This is a genomic window from Mesorhizobium sp. WSM3864 (assembly GCF_002294955.1).
GTDB lineage: Bacteria > Pseudomonadota > Alphaproteobacteria > Rhizobiales > Rhizobiaceae > Mesorhizobium.
Window position 1 is genome coordinate 190,720 of sequence record NZ_NSGD01000009.1, and the last position, 16,365, is coordinate 207,084.

Consider the following 16,365-nt stretch of genomic DNA (forward strand, 5'->3'; position numbering starts at 1 on the left):
GATCCGATGCTGGAACTCAGACCCAATTGCGAATGCTGCGACAAGGATCTGCCGCCGGAGGCGGCGGATGCGCTGATCTGCACCTTCGAATGCACCTTCTGCGCCGATTGTGCGCAAGATGTTCTCGGCGGCGTCTGCCCGAACTGCGGCGGCAATTTCGCGCCGCGGCCGATCCGGCCGGCGGCAAAGTTGAAGAAATACCCGGCCTCGACCAAACGCGTGCTCAAGGCCCGGGGCTGCGGCCCCCGCAAGGCCGCCTGAGTCGGCAATTCGAAAAGGACCCGCCCATGATCTCCGCTTCGACGAAACGCACCGCGCTTGCCGCGATCCTCTTCCTGGCGGCGGCGATGCCGGCTTACGCCCATGTCGGCGTCGGCACGACCTCGTCCTTCACGGCGGGCTTCATGCATCCGCTGTCGGGCCTCGACCATATGACGGTCATGATCGCGGTCGGCCTGTGGGCGGCGATGAAAGGCAGCAAGGCGGTGTGGGCATGGCCGCTCGCCTTTGTCGGCGTGATGGTGGCGGGCGCAGCACTCGGCATACTGCAGGTGCCGGTGCCTTTCGTCGAGCCTGGTATCCTCGCTTCGGTCGTTGCCCTCGGGTTGCTGGTGGCGCTGGCGGTCGACCTGCCGGTCTCGGCGGGTGTGGCCATCATCGGCCTGTTCGCACTCTTCCACGGCCATGCGCATGGCACTGAAGTGCCGGAAAATGCCGGCGGCCTCGAATGTATGGCGGGTTTCGCCATGGCGACGGCGCTTCTTCATGGCATCGGCATCGCGGCCGCGCTCGGACTTGGGCTCCGCTTCCGCGCCCTGGCGCGTCTTGCCGGCGCCGCCTGCGCGACGGTCGGCGCTGGCCTTGCCTTCGGCGTGCTGTGAGGCCGCGATGATCCCCGGCGAAATCATCACGGCAAAGGGCGACATCGAGTTGAACAAGGGCCTGCCGACGGTGACGCTCAAGGTCGCCAACAGCGGCGACCGTCCGATCCAGGTCGGCAGCCACTATCATTTCTTCGAGACCAATGAGGGCCTGAAATTCGACCGCGAACGCGCCCGCGGCATGCGGCTCGACATCGCCGCCGGCACGGCCATGCGCTTCGAGCCGGGCCAGGAACGTGACGTCACGCTGGTGCCGCTCGGCGGCAAGCGCGAGGTCTATGGATTTCAACAGAAGGTGATGGGCAAGCTGTGAGGCGTGGCGGCGCGCTCAAATCACTTCGGCGGCTTGGCGGCCGCGTAGATGACGACCTTCCCGGGATTGTCGAACTCGACGGCAAGCACGTCCTCGGCCTGCACGCGCCGCGAATCGATGGCGTTGAAGAGCAGGGCGTTCGCTTCGATCTCCTGCCGCAGCTCCGCGACGTCTTCCTGATGCTGCTTCACCTTGTTCTCGATCGCAGGCGGCGGCCCGCCTTCGCTGCGCGCGGCATCCGTCAGGAAAACGATATCGACGGTATCCAGCTTGGTCGTCTTGCGCACGGTGCCAATATTGTCGCGCGTGCGGTCGATGGCGGTGATGACCTTGCCGGCCTCTGTCTTCGACAGCGCCTCCTCCTGCCGCACGTCGGAATCGACGATCGTCGCACCCGGCTTGGTGCTGTCCAGTGGCGGCTTGCCGTCCGCAGGCTGCGCGGGAAACGCTGGGGCGGCGACCACGAGAAGCATGGCCACCACAAGGGCTGGAAAGACAAGGGCTGGAAATCCTGTTCCGGGGCACGGGGCGCTCGCCATCGCTCGCTCCTGGTTGAACTTGTGGCGGGGCGAAAAAGGCGAAACGAGTCCTGTCGGCGGGAGGTTCCGTTTGCGATGATGCTGACGGGCCTGCAACCGGCCCGCCAGCATTGGTCGTCAGCTCGCCTTCTTGGTGATCAGCGTCAGCGCGCCATTGGGTTGCAGGCTGGCGGCGATCACCTGCGCCGAGCTCATTCCCTTGGCTTCGAGCGCGGACTTCACCTTGGGTGTCGCGTCGATCGATTTGCGCAGGGTCTGCAGGCCGGCGTCGCCGCGTTGGGCGACGATCTGATTGACCTGCGTCTGCGTGTCCTTTGGCAGTTCCGTAATATCGACGATGCTGACGCTCTCGATCGTCGGCGCCTTGGGCGCGGCGGCAGCAGGTGCCGCAGGCCCCGGGCTCGGCTGCGGCGCGGGCTGCTGCTGCGCGCCGGCCGCACCCGCCATCATCAAGCTGGCGGCGGCCGCGAAAAGTATCGTCTTTCGCATGGATATTCCTTCCCTCGGTTTGGAAAACGGTCGTTTTGGGCTGACTCGGTCACCTCAACCGCCAAATGGGATCGGAAGGTGTCGTCGAGCGGGTCATTGCATGACCATTGGATGGCGACAATGTGCGCTCCGCGCCCACACAAACTCGCTTTTGGGAGCAATCGCTGATGGCAAGAATTTCCCGTGCCGCCTATGCGCAGATGTACGGCCCCACGGTCGGCGACAAGGTGCGGCTTGCCGACACTCAGCTCTTCATCGAGGTCGAGAAGGATTTCACCGTCCATGGCGAGGAAGTGAAATTCGGCGGCGGCAAGGTCATCCGCGACGGCATGGGCCAGAGCCAGGTTTCCAGGGCGGGCGGTGCCGTCGACACCGTCATCACCAACGCCCTGGTCGTCGACGCGCTCGCCGGGATCGTCAAGGCTGATATCGGCCTGAAGGACGGTCGCATCGCCGCGATCGGCAAGGCAGGCAATCCGGACACCCAGGATGGCGTCACCATCATCATCGGTCCGGGCACCGAGATCATCGCCGGCGAGGGCAAAATCCTGACGGCCGGCGGCTTCGACGCGCATATCCACTTCATCTGCCCGCAGCAGATCGAGGAAGCGCTGATGAGCGGCATCACCACGATGCTCGGCGGCGGCACCGGTCCGGCGCATGGCACCTTGGCCACCACCTGCACGCCCGGCCCCTGGCACATGGCGCGCATGATACAGTCTTTCGACGCTTTCCCGATGAATATCGGACTGTCCGGCAAGGGCAATGCGTCACGGCCGGCGGCGCTGGAGGAAATGGTGCTCGCCGGCGCCTGCTCGCTGAAGCTGCATGAGGATTGGGGCACGACGCCGGCCGCCATCGACTGCTGCCTTTCGGTCGCCGACGACTACGACGTGCAGGTGATGATCCACACCGACACGCTGAATGAGTCCGGGTTTGTCGAGAACACGGTTGCCGCGATCAAGGGCCGCACCATTCACGCCTTCCATACCGAGGGCGCCGGCGGCGGCCATGCGCCCGATATCATCAAGGTCTGCGGCCTGCCCAACGTCATCCCGTCATCGACCAACCCGACGCGGCCTTACACGGTCAACACCCTGGCCGAGCATCTCGACATGCTGATGGTTTGCCACCATTTGTCGCCGTCGATCCCGGAGGACATCGCCTTTGCCGAAAGCCGCATCCGCAAGGAGACGATCGCGGCCGAGGACATCCTGCACGACATCGGCGCCTTCTCGATCATCTCCTCCGACAGCCAGGCCATGGGCCGCGTCGGCGAAGTCGCAATCCGCTGCTGGCAGACCGCCGACAAGATGAAGCGCCAGCGCGGCGCGCTGGCTGAGGAGACGGGCGACAACGACAATTTCCGGGTCCGCCGCTATATCGCCAAATACACCATCAATCCGGCCATCGCGCATGGCCTGTCGAAGGAGATCGGCTCCGTGACGGCCGGGAAACGCGCTGATCTCGTGCTGTGGAACCCGGCCTTCTTCGGCGTCAAGCCGGAGATGGTGCTGGTAGGCGGCACAATCGCCGCCGCCCCGATCGGCGATCCCAACGCATCGATCCCGACGCCGCAGCCGATGCACTACCGGCCGATGTTCGGCGCCTACGGCAAGGCGCTGACCAACTCCGCGGTCACCTTCGTCTCCAAGGCGGCTTTTGATGCCGGCTTGCAGGGCAGGCTTGGCGTAGAGAAGGCGATGGTCGCGGTCGAGAACACGCGCGGCGGCATCGGCAAGCATTCGATGGTGCTCAACGACGCCACGCCGCACGTCGAGGTCGACCCGGAAACCTATGAGGTGCGCGCCGACGGCGAGCTCTTGACCTGCGAGCCGGCGACCGTGCTGCCGATGGCGCAACGGTATTTTCTGTTTTAGCGCTACCGCATTTCATTCGTCCTGCGGCTCTTCGACCTCATCGCCTGATCGCCATTGGGTTGATGGCTTGGATGGTCTAGGCTCCGGAAGAGGCAGGATTCCAACCATGTACAAGGCCGTCGGATCACGAGGTTCCCGGGTCAGCCGCGTGCTCTGGATGCTCGAGGAGCTCGGGCAATCCTATGAGTTCGTAGAGGTGAAGCTGCGCTCGCCCGAGACCTACGCGCTGAACCCTTCCGGCAAGGTGCCGATCCTGATCGACGGCGAGCTGACGATCACTGATTCGGCGGCGATCTGCGTCTATCTGGCGCACAAGCATGCCGATAAGGGAATGGGCGCCGATCCCGGGCTCGCCGGCCGCGCCGAGTTGGATTCCTGGATGCATTTCGCGCAGAGCGAGTTCGAAGCGCCGCTGTGGAACAAACTGCGCCACCGCTTCATCCTGCCCAAGGAGCTGCGCGTCGATGTCGGCCCTGCCGCCGCCCATGATTTCGCTTCGGAAGTCAAGGCGCTGCACCGCCGGCTCGGCGACAAGCCCTTCGCGCTCGGCGACCGCTTTTCCGCCGTCGACGTTCTGCTCGGCGATATGGGTGGTTGGGCGCGCGCCGGCCGGTTCTCGGTCGACTCAGATCGCGTCAACGCCTATTTCGATCGCGTGCTGTCGCGACCCGCCCGCGCGCGGGCGCAAGCCAATGGCGGAGCCATCAAATGAAGCTCAACATCAACACCGATTTCACCAAATTTCCGCGCGCCGTCTCGGTGCTCCCGGCCGGCGAGGGCGGAGCGGCGACACCTTTCGACAAGGCTATCTTGACGCATGACGAACGGCATTTGCGCCGCCGCGCCATCGAAACCGCCGGCGGCGACAGAGTGTTGGTCGATCTGCCCGAGCCGGTGGCGCTCGGCAATGGCGACCGGCTGGTGCTGGAGGACGGCCGCCAGCTCGAGATCGTCGCCGCGCCCGAAGAGGTCTACGACATCCGCGCCCGCGACACCGTGCATCTCACCGAGCTTGCCTGGCATATCGGCAACCGCCACCTCGCGGCGGCAATCGAGGCGGACCGTATCCTCATCTTGCGCGACCATGTCATCAAGGCGATGCTGGAAGGGCTCGGCGCCACGGTCGGCGAGGTGGTGGAACCGTTCAGTCCCGTGCGCGGCGCCTATTCCGGACAAGGCCACGAACATAGCCATGCGCATGATGATCACGGCCACGACCATCACGATCATGATCACGCGCATGGCCATCATGACCACGACCACGATCACCACCATCACCATGACTGACCAACCGTCCGGTACCGCACTGCTGCGGCTGATGGCCTGGCTGTCGCCGTCCTTTCCGGTCGGCGGCTTCTCCTACAGTCACGGTCTCGAGCGCGCCGTGCATGACGGACTAGTCGCCGATCGCCGGGATCTCGCCGAGTGGCTGGGGACGCTGGTCGAGATGGGCTCGGGCTGGAACGATGCGGTGCTGTTTGCCGAAAGCTGGCGGCGTGCGCGTGACGGCGGCGATATCGCCGAAGTTGCCGCGCTTGCCGAGGCGCTTGCCGGATCGCAGGAGCGCCACGTGGAAACCATGCTCCAGGGCGCCGCCTTCCAAAAAGCCGCCTCTGCCTGGCCCTGTCATCCGCTGGAGCGGCTGCCTGCGGATTGCCCCTATTGCGTCGCTGTCGGCGCGATCGCTGGCAGCGATGGCATCGGCTTGGCGGACGCGCTGTCGGCCTTCCTGCAGGCCTTCTTCTCCAACCTCGTGCAGGCCGCTATCCGGCTCGGCGTTGTAGGACAGGTCGACGCCACATCTTTGGTAGCCGGCTTCGAACCGTTGGCGCTCGCGACAGCTGCTCGCGCCGCGAACTCCACGCTCGATGATCTCGGCGGCTCGGCCTTGATATCCGACATTGCCGCGATGAAGCACGAAACCCAATATTCGCGTCTGTTCCGCTCATGATCATTCTTGCCTTTGTCCTCTCCCTCATCCTGCTGCTGATCACCACGCTGCACGTCTATTGGGGCATAGGCGGCATCTGGCCGGGAAAGGACGCGAAATCCTGCGCCCGCGCCGTCGTCGGCTTTCGCGGCGTGGATGACATGCCCTCGCCCGTCGCGAGCTTTGCCGTCGCCGCGTGCCTGGCGCTCGCGACGCTATGGCCGCTGGCCCTTGAAGGCGTCTTCGCCTCGCCCTTTCCCAGGCAGGGCCTTGCCGCTACCGCGCTGCTCTTCGGCATCGTCTTCTTGGGGCGAGGCATCGCTGGCTTCACGCCCTGGTGGCGCGGGCTGACGCCGGAGCAGCCTTTCGCACGGCTCGACCAGCGCCTCTACTCGCCGCTCTGCCTGTTGATCGGGCTGGGCTTCGCAATCCTCGCCATCACGGAGTTTCCGGCATGAGCCAAGCCAATGGTCCCCTGCGCATCGGCATCGGCGGTCCCGTCGGTTCCGGCAAGACGACGCTCACCGAAAAGCTCTGCAAGGCGCTGCGCGACCGGTTCTCGATCGCCGTCGTCACAAACGACATCTACACCAAGGAAGACGCCATGATGCTGGCGCGCCTGCAGGCACTGCCGGAGGAGCGCATCGTCGGCGTGGAGACCGGCGGCTGTCCGCACACAGCCATCCGCGAGGACGCCTCGATCAACCTGCGGGCGATCGCCGAGTTGAACCGCAAATTCCCCGACCTCGACATCGTCTTCATCGAATCCGGCGGCGACAATCTCGCCGCCACCTTCTCGCCGGACCTTGCCGATCTGACCCTCTATGTCATTTCGGTCTGCCAGGGCGAGGAGATACCGCGCAAGGGCGGCCCGGCCATCACCCGCTCAGACTTCCTCGTCATCAACAAGAGCGATCTGGCGCCCTATGTGAACGTCAACCTCGACGTCATGGAGGCGGACGCCGCCCGCATGCGCGGCAAGCGGCCTTTCGGCTTCACCGATCTGTCGCGCGGCAAAGGCCTGCAGGAAGTGATCGAGTTCATCGTCGAGCTGGGCGGGCTGCAATCGGCACGGCCTGCCGCCTGACCCATCAGTTTGCGGTTGCTGGCAGCCGCCATGCACGGCATGCTCGGCCAAACCGGAGGATTTTCGATGAGCCTTGCCCGTCTGCAGAAGGAAACGCTGACCAACTTGCCTTATTACGAGGAGCGGGTCGATCTCGCCGCCGCCTTCCGCTGGACGGCGCGGCTCAACATGCATGAGGCGGTCGCCAATCATTTCTCGCTGTCGGTCAACGAGGACGGCACGAAGTTCCTGATGAACCCGAACCAGGTGCATTTCTCGCGTATCAAGGCGAGCGATCTTCTTTTGATCGACGCCAACGATCCCGACACGCTCTCCGGCCCCAACGCGCCCGACCCCACGGCTTGGGGCCTGCACGGCGCCATCCACCGCAACGTGCCGCATGCGCGCTGCGCCATGCATGTGCATTCGATCCACGCGACGGTGCTTGCCTCGCTGGCCGACTCCACCCTGCCTCCGATCGACCAGAACTCGGCCATGTTCTTCAACCGTCATGTCGTGGACCCTCATTATGGCGGCCTGGCCTTCGAAGAGGAGGGCGAGCGCTGCTCGAAACTGCTCTTCGATCCCAAGGTCAAGGTCATGGTCATGGGCAATCACGGCGTGATGGTCATCGGGGATTCTGTCGCCGACACCTTCAATCGCATGTTCTATTTCGAGCGTGCCGCCGAGACCTACATCAAGGCGCTGTGGACCGGTCGGCCGCTGCGCACGCTCTCCGATGAGATCGCGGAAAAGACGGCGAGCGAGATGGACGACTATCCCGGCCAGGCCGAGCGCCACCTTGCCGAGCTGAAGGCAATCCTCGACGAGGAAGAGCCGGTCTACAGGAACTGAGCCCCGCGGTTGTGGGTTGACGCTGGAGGCTTGGCTTTCGCCTATTTTCGAAGCCGGGCGCTGCCCCTCACTCTCTCCCCGTGAAGCACGGAGAGAGGAGGATCGTCGGCGTCGGAGCGTGTCCCTTCTCCCCGTAGTCACGGGGAGAAGGTGCCGGCAGGCGGATGAGGGGCAGGGCAGCGCCGGCGTTGGCACGTCTTCTTAGAGACCCAATTGCGCCCGCAGTTCCTCGGCGCTGTTAATGACGATTGCGCCGGGCGGTCCTTGCATCGGCGCTTCCGGCCAGAAAATCGTCTTCATGCCGGCAGCCAGGCCGGCCATCGCGCCGGTGCGGCTGTCGTCGACCGCGACCGCGTCGGCCGGATCCACACCGGCGAGATAGGCCGCGCGCAGGAAGGGTTCCGCATGCGGCTTGCCTTGGCGTACGTCGTTTCGGCTCACCGTGTGCATGCCGGGATAGACGAGACCGACCGCGCCGAGATTGGCGTCGACGATCAGCCGGTCCGAATTGGACACCACCGCCTGCTCGACGCCTAGCGCGCGCAATTCGTTGAACACCTCGATCGCGCCGGGCCGCGGCTTGAGCGTCCCGGCCATCGGCAGATAGTGGTCGTATTTGCGCACGATCCAGTCATCGAAGTGCAGGTCGAGGCCGAACTGGTCGCGCAGCATTTCGTAGACCGGCCATGCCGCGACGCCCAGCACCCGTTCGTGCAGGTCGGTCGGCGGCGTGATGCCGACGCTGCGCAAGGCGGCCACAAGTGCTGCCTCGTGCAGCGGCTCGCTGTCGACCAGCGTGCCGTCCATGTCCCAGAAAACCGCTTTCGGCGTCATGCAAGGCTCCTTTTGCCGATCCCTTAATGGGTTTCCGGTCAGAGATAAACCGCTCTCCCGGCAAATGGTTGAAGCGAGTGCGAACAGGGCCAACCTTGGTCGGCAGCGGCGCAAGCAATTGCTCCTTCAATTGACAATTGCGCAGAGCCGCTTTCGCTGTAATCTAGAGGGCCCGCTATTGTCGGGCTTGGGGAGGCAGAATGTGAACGCGCGACAGGAAACCGGCAGCACCAGGTTGGACGACGCCGCGCGGGCCGGCTGGCTCTACTATGTTGCCGGCAATACCCAGGATCAGATCGCCGCCAAGCTCGGTATTTCCAGGCAGACGGCGCAGCGGCTCGTCTCGCTGGCGATGTCGGAAGGGCTGATCAAGGTCCGCGTCGATCATCCGATCGCCAATTGCCTCGACCTTGCCGCGCGGCTGAAGTCGCGTTTCGCGCTCGATCTCGTCGAGGTGGTGCCGAGCGATCCGACCTCGTCCTCGACGACGATCGGTGTTGCCGAGGCGGCGGCTGCCGAGATCGAGCGGCGGCTGCGCTCCGCCGCCCCCATCGTCATGGCGATCGGCACCGGGCGCACCCTGAAGGCGGCGATCGAGCTGTTGCCGCCGATGGAGTGCCCGCAGCACAAGGTGGTGTCCTTGACCGGCAACATCTCGCCCGACGGCTCGGCCGCCTTCTACAACGTCATCTTCACCATGGCCGACCGGGTCAAGGCGCGCTCCTTCCCGATGCCGCTGCCGGTCATCGCCTCCTCGCCGGAAGAGCGCGACATGCTGCTCAGCCAGCCGATGATCCAGCCGACGCTGGCGCTGGCCGCGGAAGCCGACGTCACCTTCGTCGGCATCGGCGATCTCGGCCCGAAGGCGCCGCTCTATGAGGACGGCTTCATCTCGGAGGGGGAACTGAAGGCGCTGCAGAAAGCCGGCGGCGTCGCCGAGATCGTCGGCTGGGTTTTCGACCGCGAAGGCCGCATGATCGAAGGCATCACCAACGACCGCGTTTCGTCCGCCGCCTTGCCGTCACGCGAGAAGTCCTTGGTCATCGCGCTTGCCATGGGCGAGCGCAAGCTGCCGGGCATTCTCGCCGCCGTGAACCGGCGTTTGGTCAATGGCCTCATCACCGATGAACGGACAGCCACCGCCCTGCTCGGCGGCGCGTGATCCTGATGCTGGGCTCGGGCCGAATCTGACGCGACGAGCCGTTGGCGATAAAAAGAAACCCGGCTATTTGTAGCGTCCATGCGGATCGTTGCCGTCGAGGAAGCCCATGTCCCGCTGCAGGTGCTCCGACAGTTCTCGGACATCGACATAGCCACGCCTGCGGCTGGCGAACCACGAGAATTCCCGCGCCAGCAGCGAAATCCATCCATGTATTGGGGTCGAATCGAGTTTTTCCTGCACCGGGGTCATGATCGTCAGCCTTCGCTATGCTTGAACTGGAGTGATCGTTGACCCCAAATATCGGGCTGATCGGCAAGTGCTTCCAATCAAACGTCGATCATGACCCATAAAGAGGCCTTATGCCCGATCTGAGCTCCCGGCAGAATGTCCAACTCCCGCCCCTGCAGGCGATTCGGGTGTTCGAGGCCGTGGCCAGACACCTCTCCTTCACCAAGGCCGCCGAGGAGCTCGGCATGACCCAGGCCGCCGCGAGCTATCAGATCAAGCTTCTGGAAGAGCGCATCGGCGCGCCGCTTTTCCTGCGCCGTCCACGGCAGATCGAGCTGACCGAACCCGGCCAGCGTCTTGCGCCGGCTGTCAGCGAGGCATTCGCGCTGCTGAGCGGCGCCTATGCGGCCGCCCGAGCCGGCGCCGACGGCGTGCTTTGCGTTTCCACCCTGCTCACCTTCGCCTCGAACTGGCTGGCGCAGCATCTGGGATCCTTTCAGGTCGCGCACCCCTCGCTTGCCGTGCGCGTCGACACCTCGAACCGAGTCGTCGATTTCGCCCGTGAGGACGTCGACATCGCCATCCGCTCCGGCGGCGGCAAATGGCCTGGCGTGGAAACGCATATGCTGTTCAGGGCCGACTTCACCCCGGTGCTCAGCCCCAGGCTTGCGGCGAGCATCGGCGGCGTCAAGGAGCCGGCCGACCTGCTCAAGCTCCCCATCCTCGATCCCGGCGACATCTGGTGGCAGGAATGGTTCGCGCTCGCCGGCCTGCCCGCGGAGGAACTCGCCAGCCGTCCCGGCACCAGCATGGGCGCGCAGGCCTATGAGGCCAATGCCGCGATGGCCGGGCAAGGTGTTGCGATCGTCACCAGCGCCCTGTTCAAGAACGAGCTTGCCGACGGCCGGCTGATCCAGCCCTTCGATCTCGTCGGCGACGACGGCCACGCCTACTGGCTGGTCTATCCCACGGCCCGGCGCAACGTGCCGAAGATCCGCGCCTTCCGAGATTGGATTCTCGCCGAGATCGCCTGCCAGTAGGCCGGCATTACACCTGCCGCCTCTGCTATGCGACGCCCAGACGGGCGCGGCATCGATTTGTGCTGCGCTGCAGCATCGATTCCGGCTTGACATAATTCACACTTAGTGAGTAATTGCCCACAGCCAAGGCAAATGCTCATCTTGGTTTTAGGGAGGAATTGATGAAACTTCGCACGCTCACCCTGGGCCTGTTGTCGGCCAGCGCCCTTGCATTCGCCGCGCATGCCGAATCCATCACCATCGCCACCGTCAACAATGGCGACATGGTCCGCATGCAGAAGCTGACGGACGACTTCACGAAGGCCAATCCCGACATCCAGCTCAACTGGGTCACGCTCGAAGAGAACGTGCTGCGCGAGCGCGTCACCACCGACATCGCCACCAAGGGTGGCCAGTACGACGTCTTGACCATCGGCACTTACGAGGTTCCGATCTGGGCCAAGCAGAGCTGGCTCTTGCCGCTCGAGAAGCTCGGCGACGACTACGACGTCAAGGACATCATCCCGGCCATTGCCGGCGGCCTTTCGGTCGACGGCAAGCTCTATGCCGCGCCCTTCTACGGCGAGAGCTCCTTCGTCATGTACCGCAAGGACCTGATGGAGAAGGCGGGGCTCAAAATGCCCGACGCGCCGACCTGGGACTTCATCAAGGAGGCCGCCGACAAGATGACCGATCGGGCCAATGGCGTGAACGGCATCTGCCTGCGCGGCAAGGCCGGCTGGGGCGAGAACATGGCCTTCCTGACCGCCATGTCGAACTCCTTCGGCGCCCGCTGGTTCGATGAGAACTGGAAGCCGCAATTCGACCAGCCGGAATGGAAGAACACGCTGCAGTTCTATGTCGACCTGATGAAGGCAGACGGTCCTGAGGGCGCGTCCTCCAACGGCTTCAACGAGAATCTTGCGCTCTTCCAGCAGGGCAAGTGCGGCATGTGGATCGATGCCACCGTCGCCGCGTCCTTCGTCTCCGACCCGAAGGCCTCGCAGGTCGCCGACAAGGTCGGCTATGCGCTGGCGCCCGACAAGGGTCTCGGCAAGCGCGGCAACTGGCTGTGGGCATGGTCTCTCGCAATCCCCGCCGGCACCAAGAAGGCGGACGCCGCCGAGAAGTTCGTCTCCTGGGCGACCTCGAAGCACTACCTCGACCTGGTGGCTTCGAAGGAAGGCTGGGCCAACGTTCCGCCCGGAACCCGGACCTCGCTCTACAACAATCCGGAGTACCAGAAGGCAGCGCCCTTCGCGAAGATGACGCTGGACTCCATCAATGCCGCCGACCCGACGCATCCGACCGTCAAGCCGGTGCCCTATGTCGGCGTGCAGTTCGTGGCCATCCCGGAATTCCAGGGCCTCGGCACCACCGTCGGCCAGCTCTTCTCCGCCGCCCTTGCCGGCCAGTCGAGCGTCGATGATGCGCTGAAGCAGGCCCAGGACGCGGCGACTGCCGCGATGACCGAAGGCGGCTACCTCAAGTAAGGCTCCTCCCGGTGCCGAACGCCGGTAGCGGATCATGACCGGCATAGGCCGCCCGAAACCCAGTTCGGGCGGCCACCTTTGCAATCAGGAATTCTGGCACAAGTCTAAATCCGGCTGACCTTGGGAGGGTGACCGTCATGGCTACTCAGCAAACCCGTTCGCTTGCCCGTTTCATGATGGCGCCGTCGGTGATCCTGCTGTTCGTCTGGATGATTGTGCCACTGGTCTTTACGCTGTGGTTCTCGTTCCTCCAGTACAACCCGCTCAATCCGATCCGCGATGGGTTCGTCTGGTTCGCCAATTACAAGCTCTTCTACTCCAACCCCGCCTTCCTGCAGTCGATCCTCAACACATTGACCATCGTCGTCAGTGTCCTGGCCATCACCGTGATTGGCGGCATCCTTTTGGCGCTGCTGCTCGACCAGCCGATCTGGGGTCAGGGCTTCGTGCGCATCCTGGTCATCTCGCCGTTCTTCGTCATGCCGCCGGTGGCGGCACTTGTCTGGAAGAACATGATCATGCACCCGCAATACGGCGTCTTTGCCGATATAGCCCGCTTCTTCGGCGCCAACCCGATCGACTGGTTCGGTCAGCACCCGCTGACCGCGGTCATCCTGATCGTCGCCTGGCAATGGCTGCCCTTCGCGACGCTGATCCTGCTCACCTCGCTCCAATCGCTTGACGGTGAGCAGAAGGAGGCGGCCGAGATGGATGGCGCCGGCTTCCTCAGCCGCTTCTGGTATCTGACGCTGCCGCACATGTCGCGCGCCATCACCGTCGTCATCCTGATCCAGACGATCTTCCTGCTCTCGGTCTATGCCGAGATCCTGGTCACCACCAATGGCGGTCCCGGCTACGCCTCCACCAACCTGCCGTTCCTCGTCTACCAGAAGGCGCTCTTGGAATTCAAAATCGGCCAGGCGTCGGCAGGCGGCGTCATCGCGGTCATTCTCGCCAACATCGTCGCCTTCTTCGTCATGCGCGCGGTCGGCAGGAACCTGGACAAGTAAGGGAGGATAGAATGGCACGCGCAGTCACCACCCAGCACAAGACGATCGCAACAGTCGCGGCCTGGGTCGTCGCCCTGCTGATCTTCTTCCCGATCCTTTATACGATCATCACATCCTTCAAGTCGGAGCAGGAGGCGATCCAGGGCTTCGCCCTGATCCCGTCGGGCACCACCGAAAGCTATTCGGAAGTGCAGGCGCAGAGCGGTTATTTCAAGTTCTTCCTCAATTCGGTGATCCTGTCGGTCGGCTCGACCGTCCTTGCGCTCATCGTCGCCGTGCCGGCGGCCTGGTCGATGGCCTTTTCGCCGACCAAGCGGACCAAGGACATCCTGATGTGGATGCTCTCCACCAAGATGATGCCGGCCGTCGCCGTGCTGTTCCCGATCTATCTGATCTTCCGCGACACCGGCCTGCTCGACAGCCGCATCGGCCTCACCGTCATGCTGATGCTGATCAACCTGCCGATCGTGGTCTGGATGCTCTACACCTATTTCCGCGAGATTCCGGGCGAGATCCTCGAAGCGGCGCGCATGGACGGCGCCTCGCTGTGGAACGAGATCATCTATGTGCTGACGCCCATGGCCGTTCCCGGCATTGCCTCGACCATGCTCTTGAACATCATCCTGGCTTGGAACGAGGCGTTCTGGACGATCCGCCTGACCACCACCGAGGCCGCACCGCTCACCGCCTTCATCAGCTCCTTCTCCAGTCCGCAGGGCCTGTTCTGGGCCAAGCTCTCGGCCGCCTCGACATTGGCGATCGCGCCGATTCTGATCATGGGCTGGTTCAGCCAGAAGCAGCTGGTGCGCGGCCTGACCTTTGGCGCCGTGAAGTAAGCCGTAAGCGGCGGACGAAATCCGGGGAGGAAACCATGGGAAACATCACGCTCAAGAACGTCTCCAAGTCCTTCGGGTCGACGACGATCATTCCGAACATCGATCTCGCCATCGAGGACGGCGAGTTCGTCGTGTTCGTCGGCCCCTCGGGTTGCGGCAAGTCCACGTTGCTCAGGCTGATCGCCGGGCTGGAGGACACCAGCGGCGGCACCATCAGCATCGATGGCCGCGACGTCACCCGCGAGGCGCCGGCCAAGCGCAAGCTTGCCATGGTCTTCCAGTCCTACGCGCTCTATCCGCATATGACGGTCGCCAAGAACATCGCCTTCCCGCTGAAGATGGCCGGGGAGGACCAGGCGACCATCGACAAGAAGGTCAAGGACGCGGCGCGCGTCTTGAACCTCACCAACTATCTCGAGCGGCGTCCGGGCCAGCTCTCCGGCGGCCAGCGCCAGCGCGTCGCCATCGGCCGCGCCATCGTGCGCCAGCCATCGGCCTTCCTGTTCGACGAGCCGCTGTCCAACCTCGACGCAGCCCTGCGCGGCACCATGCGGCTGGAGATCAGCGAACTGCATCATCAGCTGAAGACGACGATGATCTATGTCACCCACGACCAGGTCGAGGCCATGACCATGGCCGACAAGATCGTCGTGCTCAATGCCGGCAACATCGAGCAGGTCGGCTCGCCGATGGAACTCTACAAAACGCCGAAGAACCTGTTCGTCGCCGGCTTCATCGGCTCGCCGAAGATGAACTTGATCGAAGGCGCGCCGGCCGACAAATACGGCGCCAAGACCATCGGCATCCGGCCCGAGCACATCAACATCTCGACCACGGCGGGCGACTGGAAGGCGACGGTCGGCGTTGCCGAGCATCTCGGCTCCGACACCTTCCTGCATGTCCAGACCGACGGCATCGGCACGATCAATGTGCGCGCCGACGGCGAGGTTGCCGTCAAGCACGGCGACACCGTCTACCTGACGCCCGACAAGGCCAAGCTCCATCGCTTCGGCGCCGACGGCAAGGCGCTGGCGCAGTGAGGCTCAAAGGCAAATCGGCGCTGATCACCGGATCGGCGCGCGGCATCGGCAGGGCCTTCGCCGAAGCCTATATTCGCGAAGGCGCCACGGTGGCGATTGCCGACATCAATCTCGAAGCGGCGGAAGCGACGGCGAAGGATATCGGCTCTGCCGCTTACGCGATCCGGCTCGACGTCACCGACCAGTCCTCGATCGAGGCCAGCGTGAAAGCCGTCGAAGCGAAGGCGGGCGGCCTCGACATCCTGATCAACAATGCCGCCTTGTTCGACCTTGCGCCCATCGTCGAGATCAGCCGCGCGAGCTACGACAAGCTCTGCTCCGTCAATGTCGCCGGCACGCTGTTCATGCTGCAGGCCGCGGCTCGCTCGATGATCGCTGCCGGCCGGGGCGGCAGGATCATCAACATGGCGAGCCAAGCCGGACGCCGCGGCGAGCCGCTGGTCGCGGTTTATTGCGCCACCAAGGCCGCCGTCATCTCGCTTACCCAGTCGGCCGGACTCGACCTGATCAAGCACCGCATCAACGTCAACGCCATCGCACCGGGCGTCGTCGACGGCGAGCATTGGGATCACGTCGATTCGCTGTTCGCCAAATATGAGAACCGGCCGAAGGGCGAGAAGAAGAGGCTCGTCGGCGAAAGCGTGCCCTATGGCCGCATGGGTCGAGCCGAAGATCTGACTGGCATGGCGGTTTTCCTCGCCAGTGAAGAAGCCGAATACATTGTCGCCCAGACCTACAACGTCGATGGCGGTCAATGGATGAGTTGAGGGGGAAGCGCGCCTCCCTTCCT

Annotated in this window: 21 protein-coding genes; 17 read left to right on the forward strand and 4 right to left on the reverse strand. The window is 64.2% G+C overall.

Going from position 1 to position 16,365, the window contains the following annotated elements; genetic code table 11:
- Positions 1-6: 6 nt before the first annotated feature.
- From CK215_RS19920 to CK215_RS19930, 3 genes are read left to right on the forward strand one after another with little or no spacing between them, the layout of a single operon-like run.
- Positions 7-261 carry a DUF1272 domain-containing protein gene (locus CK215_RS19920; protein ID WP_095831911.1) on the forward strand — a complete coding sequence of 85 codons (255 nt, stop codon included), beginning with the start codon at positions 7-9 and terminating at the stop codon, positions 259-261.
- A gap of 26 nt (positions 262-287) precedes the next feature.
- Positions 288-881, forward strand: a complete 594-nt coding sequence (locus CK215_RS19925; RefSeq protein WP_095827250.1) for a HupE/UreJ family protein — start codon at positions 288-290, stop codon at positions 879-881.
- Positions 882-888: 7 nt separating this feature from the next.
- Positions 889-1,194 carry an urease subunit beta gene (locus tag CK215_RS19930; RefSeq protein WP_095825540.1) on the forward strand — a complete coding sequence of 102 codons (306 nt, stop codon included), beginning with the start codon at positions 889-891 and terminating at the stop codon, positions 1,192-1,194.
- Positions 1,195-1,214: 20 nt separating this feature from the next.
- Here CK215_RS19930 and CK215_RS31835 read toward each other — a convergent pair whose 3' ends face one another.
- Together CK215_RS31835 and CK215_RS19940 are read right to left on the reverse strand one after the other, a co-directional pair.
- Positions 1,215-1,844, reverse strand: coding sequence for a hypothetical protein (locus CK215_RS31835; protein ID WP_245418740.1), 630 nt, complete (start codon positions 1,842-1,844; stop codon positions 1,215-1,217).
- A 6-nt stretch (positions 1,845-1,850) separates the two neighbouring features.
- Positions 1,851-2,222, reverse strand: coding sequence for a hypothetical protein (locus CK215_RS19940; protein ID WP_066999139.1), 372 nt, complete (start codon positions 2,220-2,222; stop codon positions 1,851-1,853).
- Between the two features lie 164 nt (positions 2,223-2,386).
- Here CK215_RS19940 and ureC point away from each other — a divergent pair, with 164 nt between their 5' ends.
- The 7 genes from ureC to CK215_RS19975 all read left to right on the forward strand — a co-directional run bounded on the left by ureC (position 2,387) and on the right by CK215_RS19975 (position 7,953).
- Positions 2,387-4,102, forward strand: a complete 1,716-nt coding sequence (gene ureC / locus CK215_RS19945) for an urease subunit alpha (protein WP_170950338.1) — start codon at positions 2,387-2,389, stop codon at positions 4,100-4,102.
- A 106-nt stretch (positions 4,103-4,208) separates the two neighbouring features.
- Positions 4,209-4,814: a glutathione S-transferase family protein gene (locus tag CK215_RS19950; RefSeq protein ID WP_095827248.1), complete on the forward strand. Its 606-nt coding sequence runs from the start codon at positions 4,209-4,211 to the stop codon at positions 4,812-4,814.
- Positions 4,811-5,389 carry an urease accessory protein UreE gene (gene ureE / locus CK215_RS19955; protein ID WP_095782164.1) on the forward strand — a complete coding sequence of 193 codons (579 nt, stop codon included), beginning with the start codon at positions 4,811-4,813 and terminating at the stop codon, positions 5,387-5,389. The genes CK215_RS19950 and ureE overlap by 4 nt, the downstream gene beginning before the upstream one ends.
- Entirely contained in the window at positions 5,382-6,053 is a 672-nt protein-coding gene (locus CK215_RS19960; protein WP_095831939.1) for an urease accessory protein UreF, read from the forward strand. Before ureE ends, CK215_RS19960 begins: the two co-directional genes overlap by 8 nt.
- Positions 6,050-6,490: a DUF3995 domain-containing protein gene (locus tag CK215_RS19965; RefSeq protein ID WP_066999149.1), complete on the forward strand. Its 441-nt coding sequence runs from the start codon at positions 6,050-6,052 to the stop codon at positions 6,488-6,490. The genes CK215_RS19960 and CK215_RS19965 overlap by 4 nt, the downstream gene beginning before the upstream one ends.
- A complete protein-coding gene (ureG, locus tag CK215_RS19970) occupies positions 6,487-7,119 on the forward strand; it encodes an urease accessory protein UreG (RefSeq protein ID WP_095782165.1) in 633 nt (210 codons plus the stop codon). The genes CK215_RS19965 and ureG overlap by 4 nt, the downstream gene beginning before the upstream one ends.
- A gap of 66 nt (positions 7,120-7,185) precedes the next feature.
- On the forward strand, positions 7,186-7,953 hold the full coding sequence (locus CK215_RS19975; protein WP_095831940.1) for a class II aldolase and adducin N-terminal domain-containing protein: 768 nt from the start codon (positions 7,186-7,188) through the stop codon (positions 7,951-7,953).
- 201 nt (positions 7,954-8,154) lie between these two features.
- Here the strand turns inward: CK215_RS19975 and CK215_RS19980 are convergent, their stop codons facing one another.
- Positions 8,155-8,787 carry an HAD family phosphatase gene (locus tag CK215_RS19980; protein WP_095831912.1) on the reverse strand — a complete coding sequence of 211 codons (633 nt, stop codon included), beginning with the start codon at positions 8,785-8,787 and terminating at the stop codon, positions 8,155-8,157.
- A 202-nt stretch (positions 8,788-8,989) separates the two neighbouring features.
- On the opposite strand from CK215_RS19980, the gene CK215_RS19985 reads away from it, so the two are divergent.
- Entirely contained in the window at positions 8,990-9,949 is a 960-nt protein-coding gene (locus CK215_RS19985) for a sugar-binding transcriptional regulator (RefSeq protein ID WP_066999158.1), read from the forward strand.
- Positions 9,950-10,012: 63 nt separating this feature from the next.
- On the opposite strand, the gene CK215_RS19990 is transcribed toward CK215_RS19985, so the two are convergent.
- Complete coding sequence (locus CK215_RS19990; RefSeq protein ID WP_095831913.1) at positions 10,013-10,198, reverse strand: hypothetical protein; 186 nt, start codon at positions 10,196-10,198, stop codon at positions 10,013-10,015.
- 110 nt (positions 10,199-10,308) lie between these two features.
- Between CK215_RS19990 and gcvA the strand changes: the two genes are divergently transcribed.
- The 6 genes from gcvA to CK215_RS20020 all read left to right on the forward strand — a co-directional run bounded on the left by gcvA (position 10,309) and on the right by CK215_RS20020 (position 16,342).
- Positions 10,309-11,217, forward strand: a complete 909-nt coding sequence (gcvA, locus tag CK215_RS19995; RefSeq protein WP_066999164.1) for a transcriptional regulator GcvA — start codon at positions 10,309-10,311, stop codon at positions 11,215-11,217.
- A 161-nt stretch (positions 11,218-11,378) separates the two neighbouring features.
- The gene (locus CK215_RS20000; protein ID WP_095831914.1) at positions 11,379-12,689 is read left to right on the forward strand and encodes a sugar ABC transporter substrate-binding protein; all 1,311 of its coding nucleotides are present in this window, start codon (positions 11,379-11,381) and stop codon (positions 12,687-12,689) included.
- A gap of 137 nt (positions 12,690-12,826) precedes the next feature.
- A complete protein-coding gene (locus CK215_RS20005) occupies positions 12,827-13,699 on the forward strand; it encodes a sugar ABC transporter permease (protein WP_066999170.1) in 873 nt (290 codons plus the stop codon).
- 11 nt (positions 13,700-13,710) lie between these two features.
- A complete protein-coding gene (locus tag CK215_RS20010) occupies positions 13,711-14,535 on the forward strand; it encodes a carbohydrate ABC transporter permease (protein WP_066999172.1) in 825 nt (274 codons plus the stop codon).
- Positions 14,536-14,570: 35 nt separating this feature from the next.
- Positions 14,571-15,575, forward strand: coding sequence for an ABC transporter ATP-binding protein (locus CK215_RS20015; protein WP_066999175.1), 1,005 nt, complete (start codon positions 14,571-14,573; stop codon positions 15,573-15,575).
- On the forward strand, positions 15,572-16,342 hold the full coding sequence (locus CK215_RS20020; protein WP_095831915.1) for an L-iditol 2-dehydrogenase: 771 nt from the start codon (positions 15,572-15,574) through the stop codon (positions 16,340-16,342). Before CK215_RS20015 ends, CK215_RS20020 begins: the two co-directional genes overlap by 4 nt.
- The last annotated feature ends 23 nt before the right edge of the window (positions 16,343-16,365 follow it).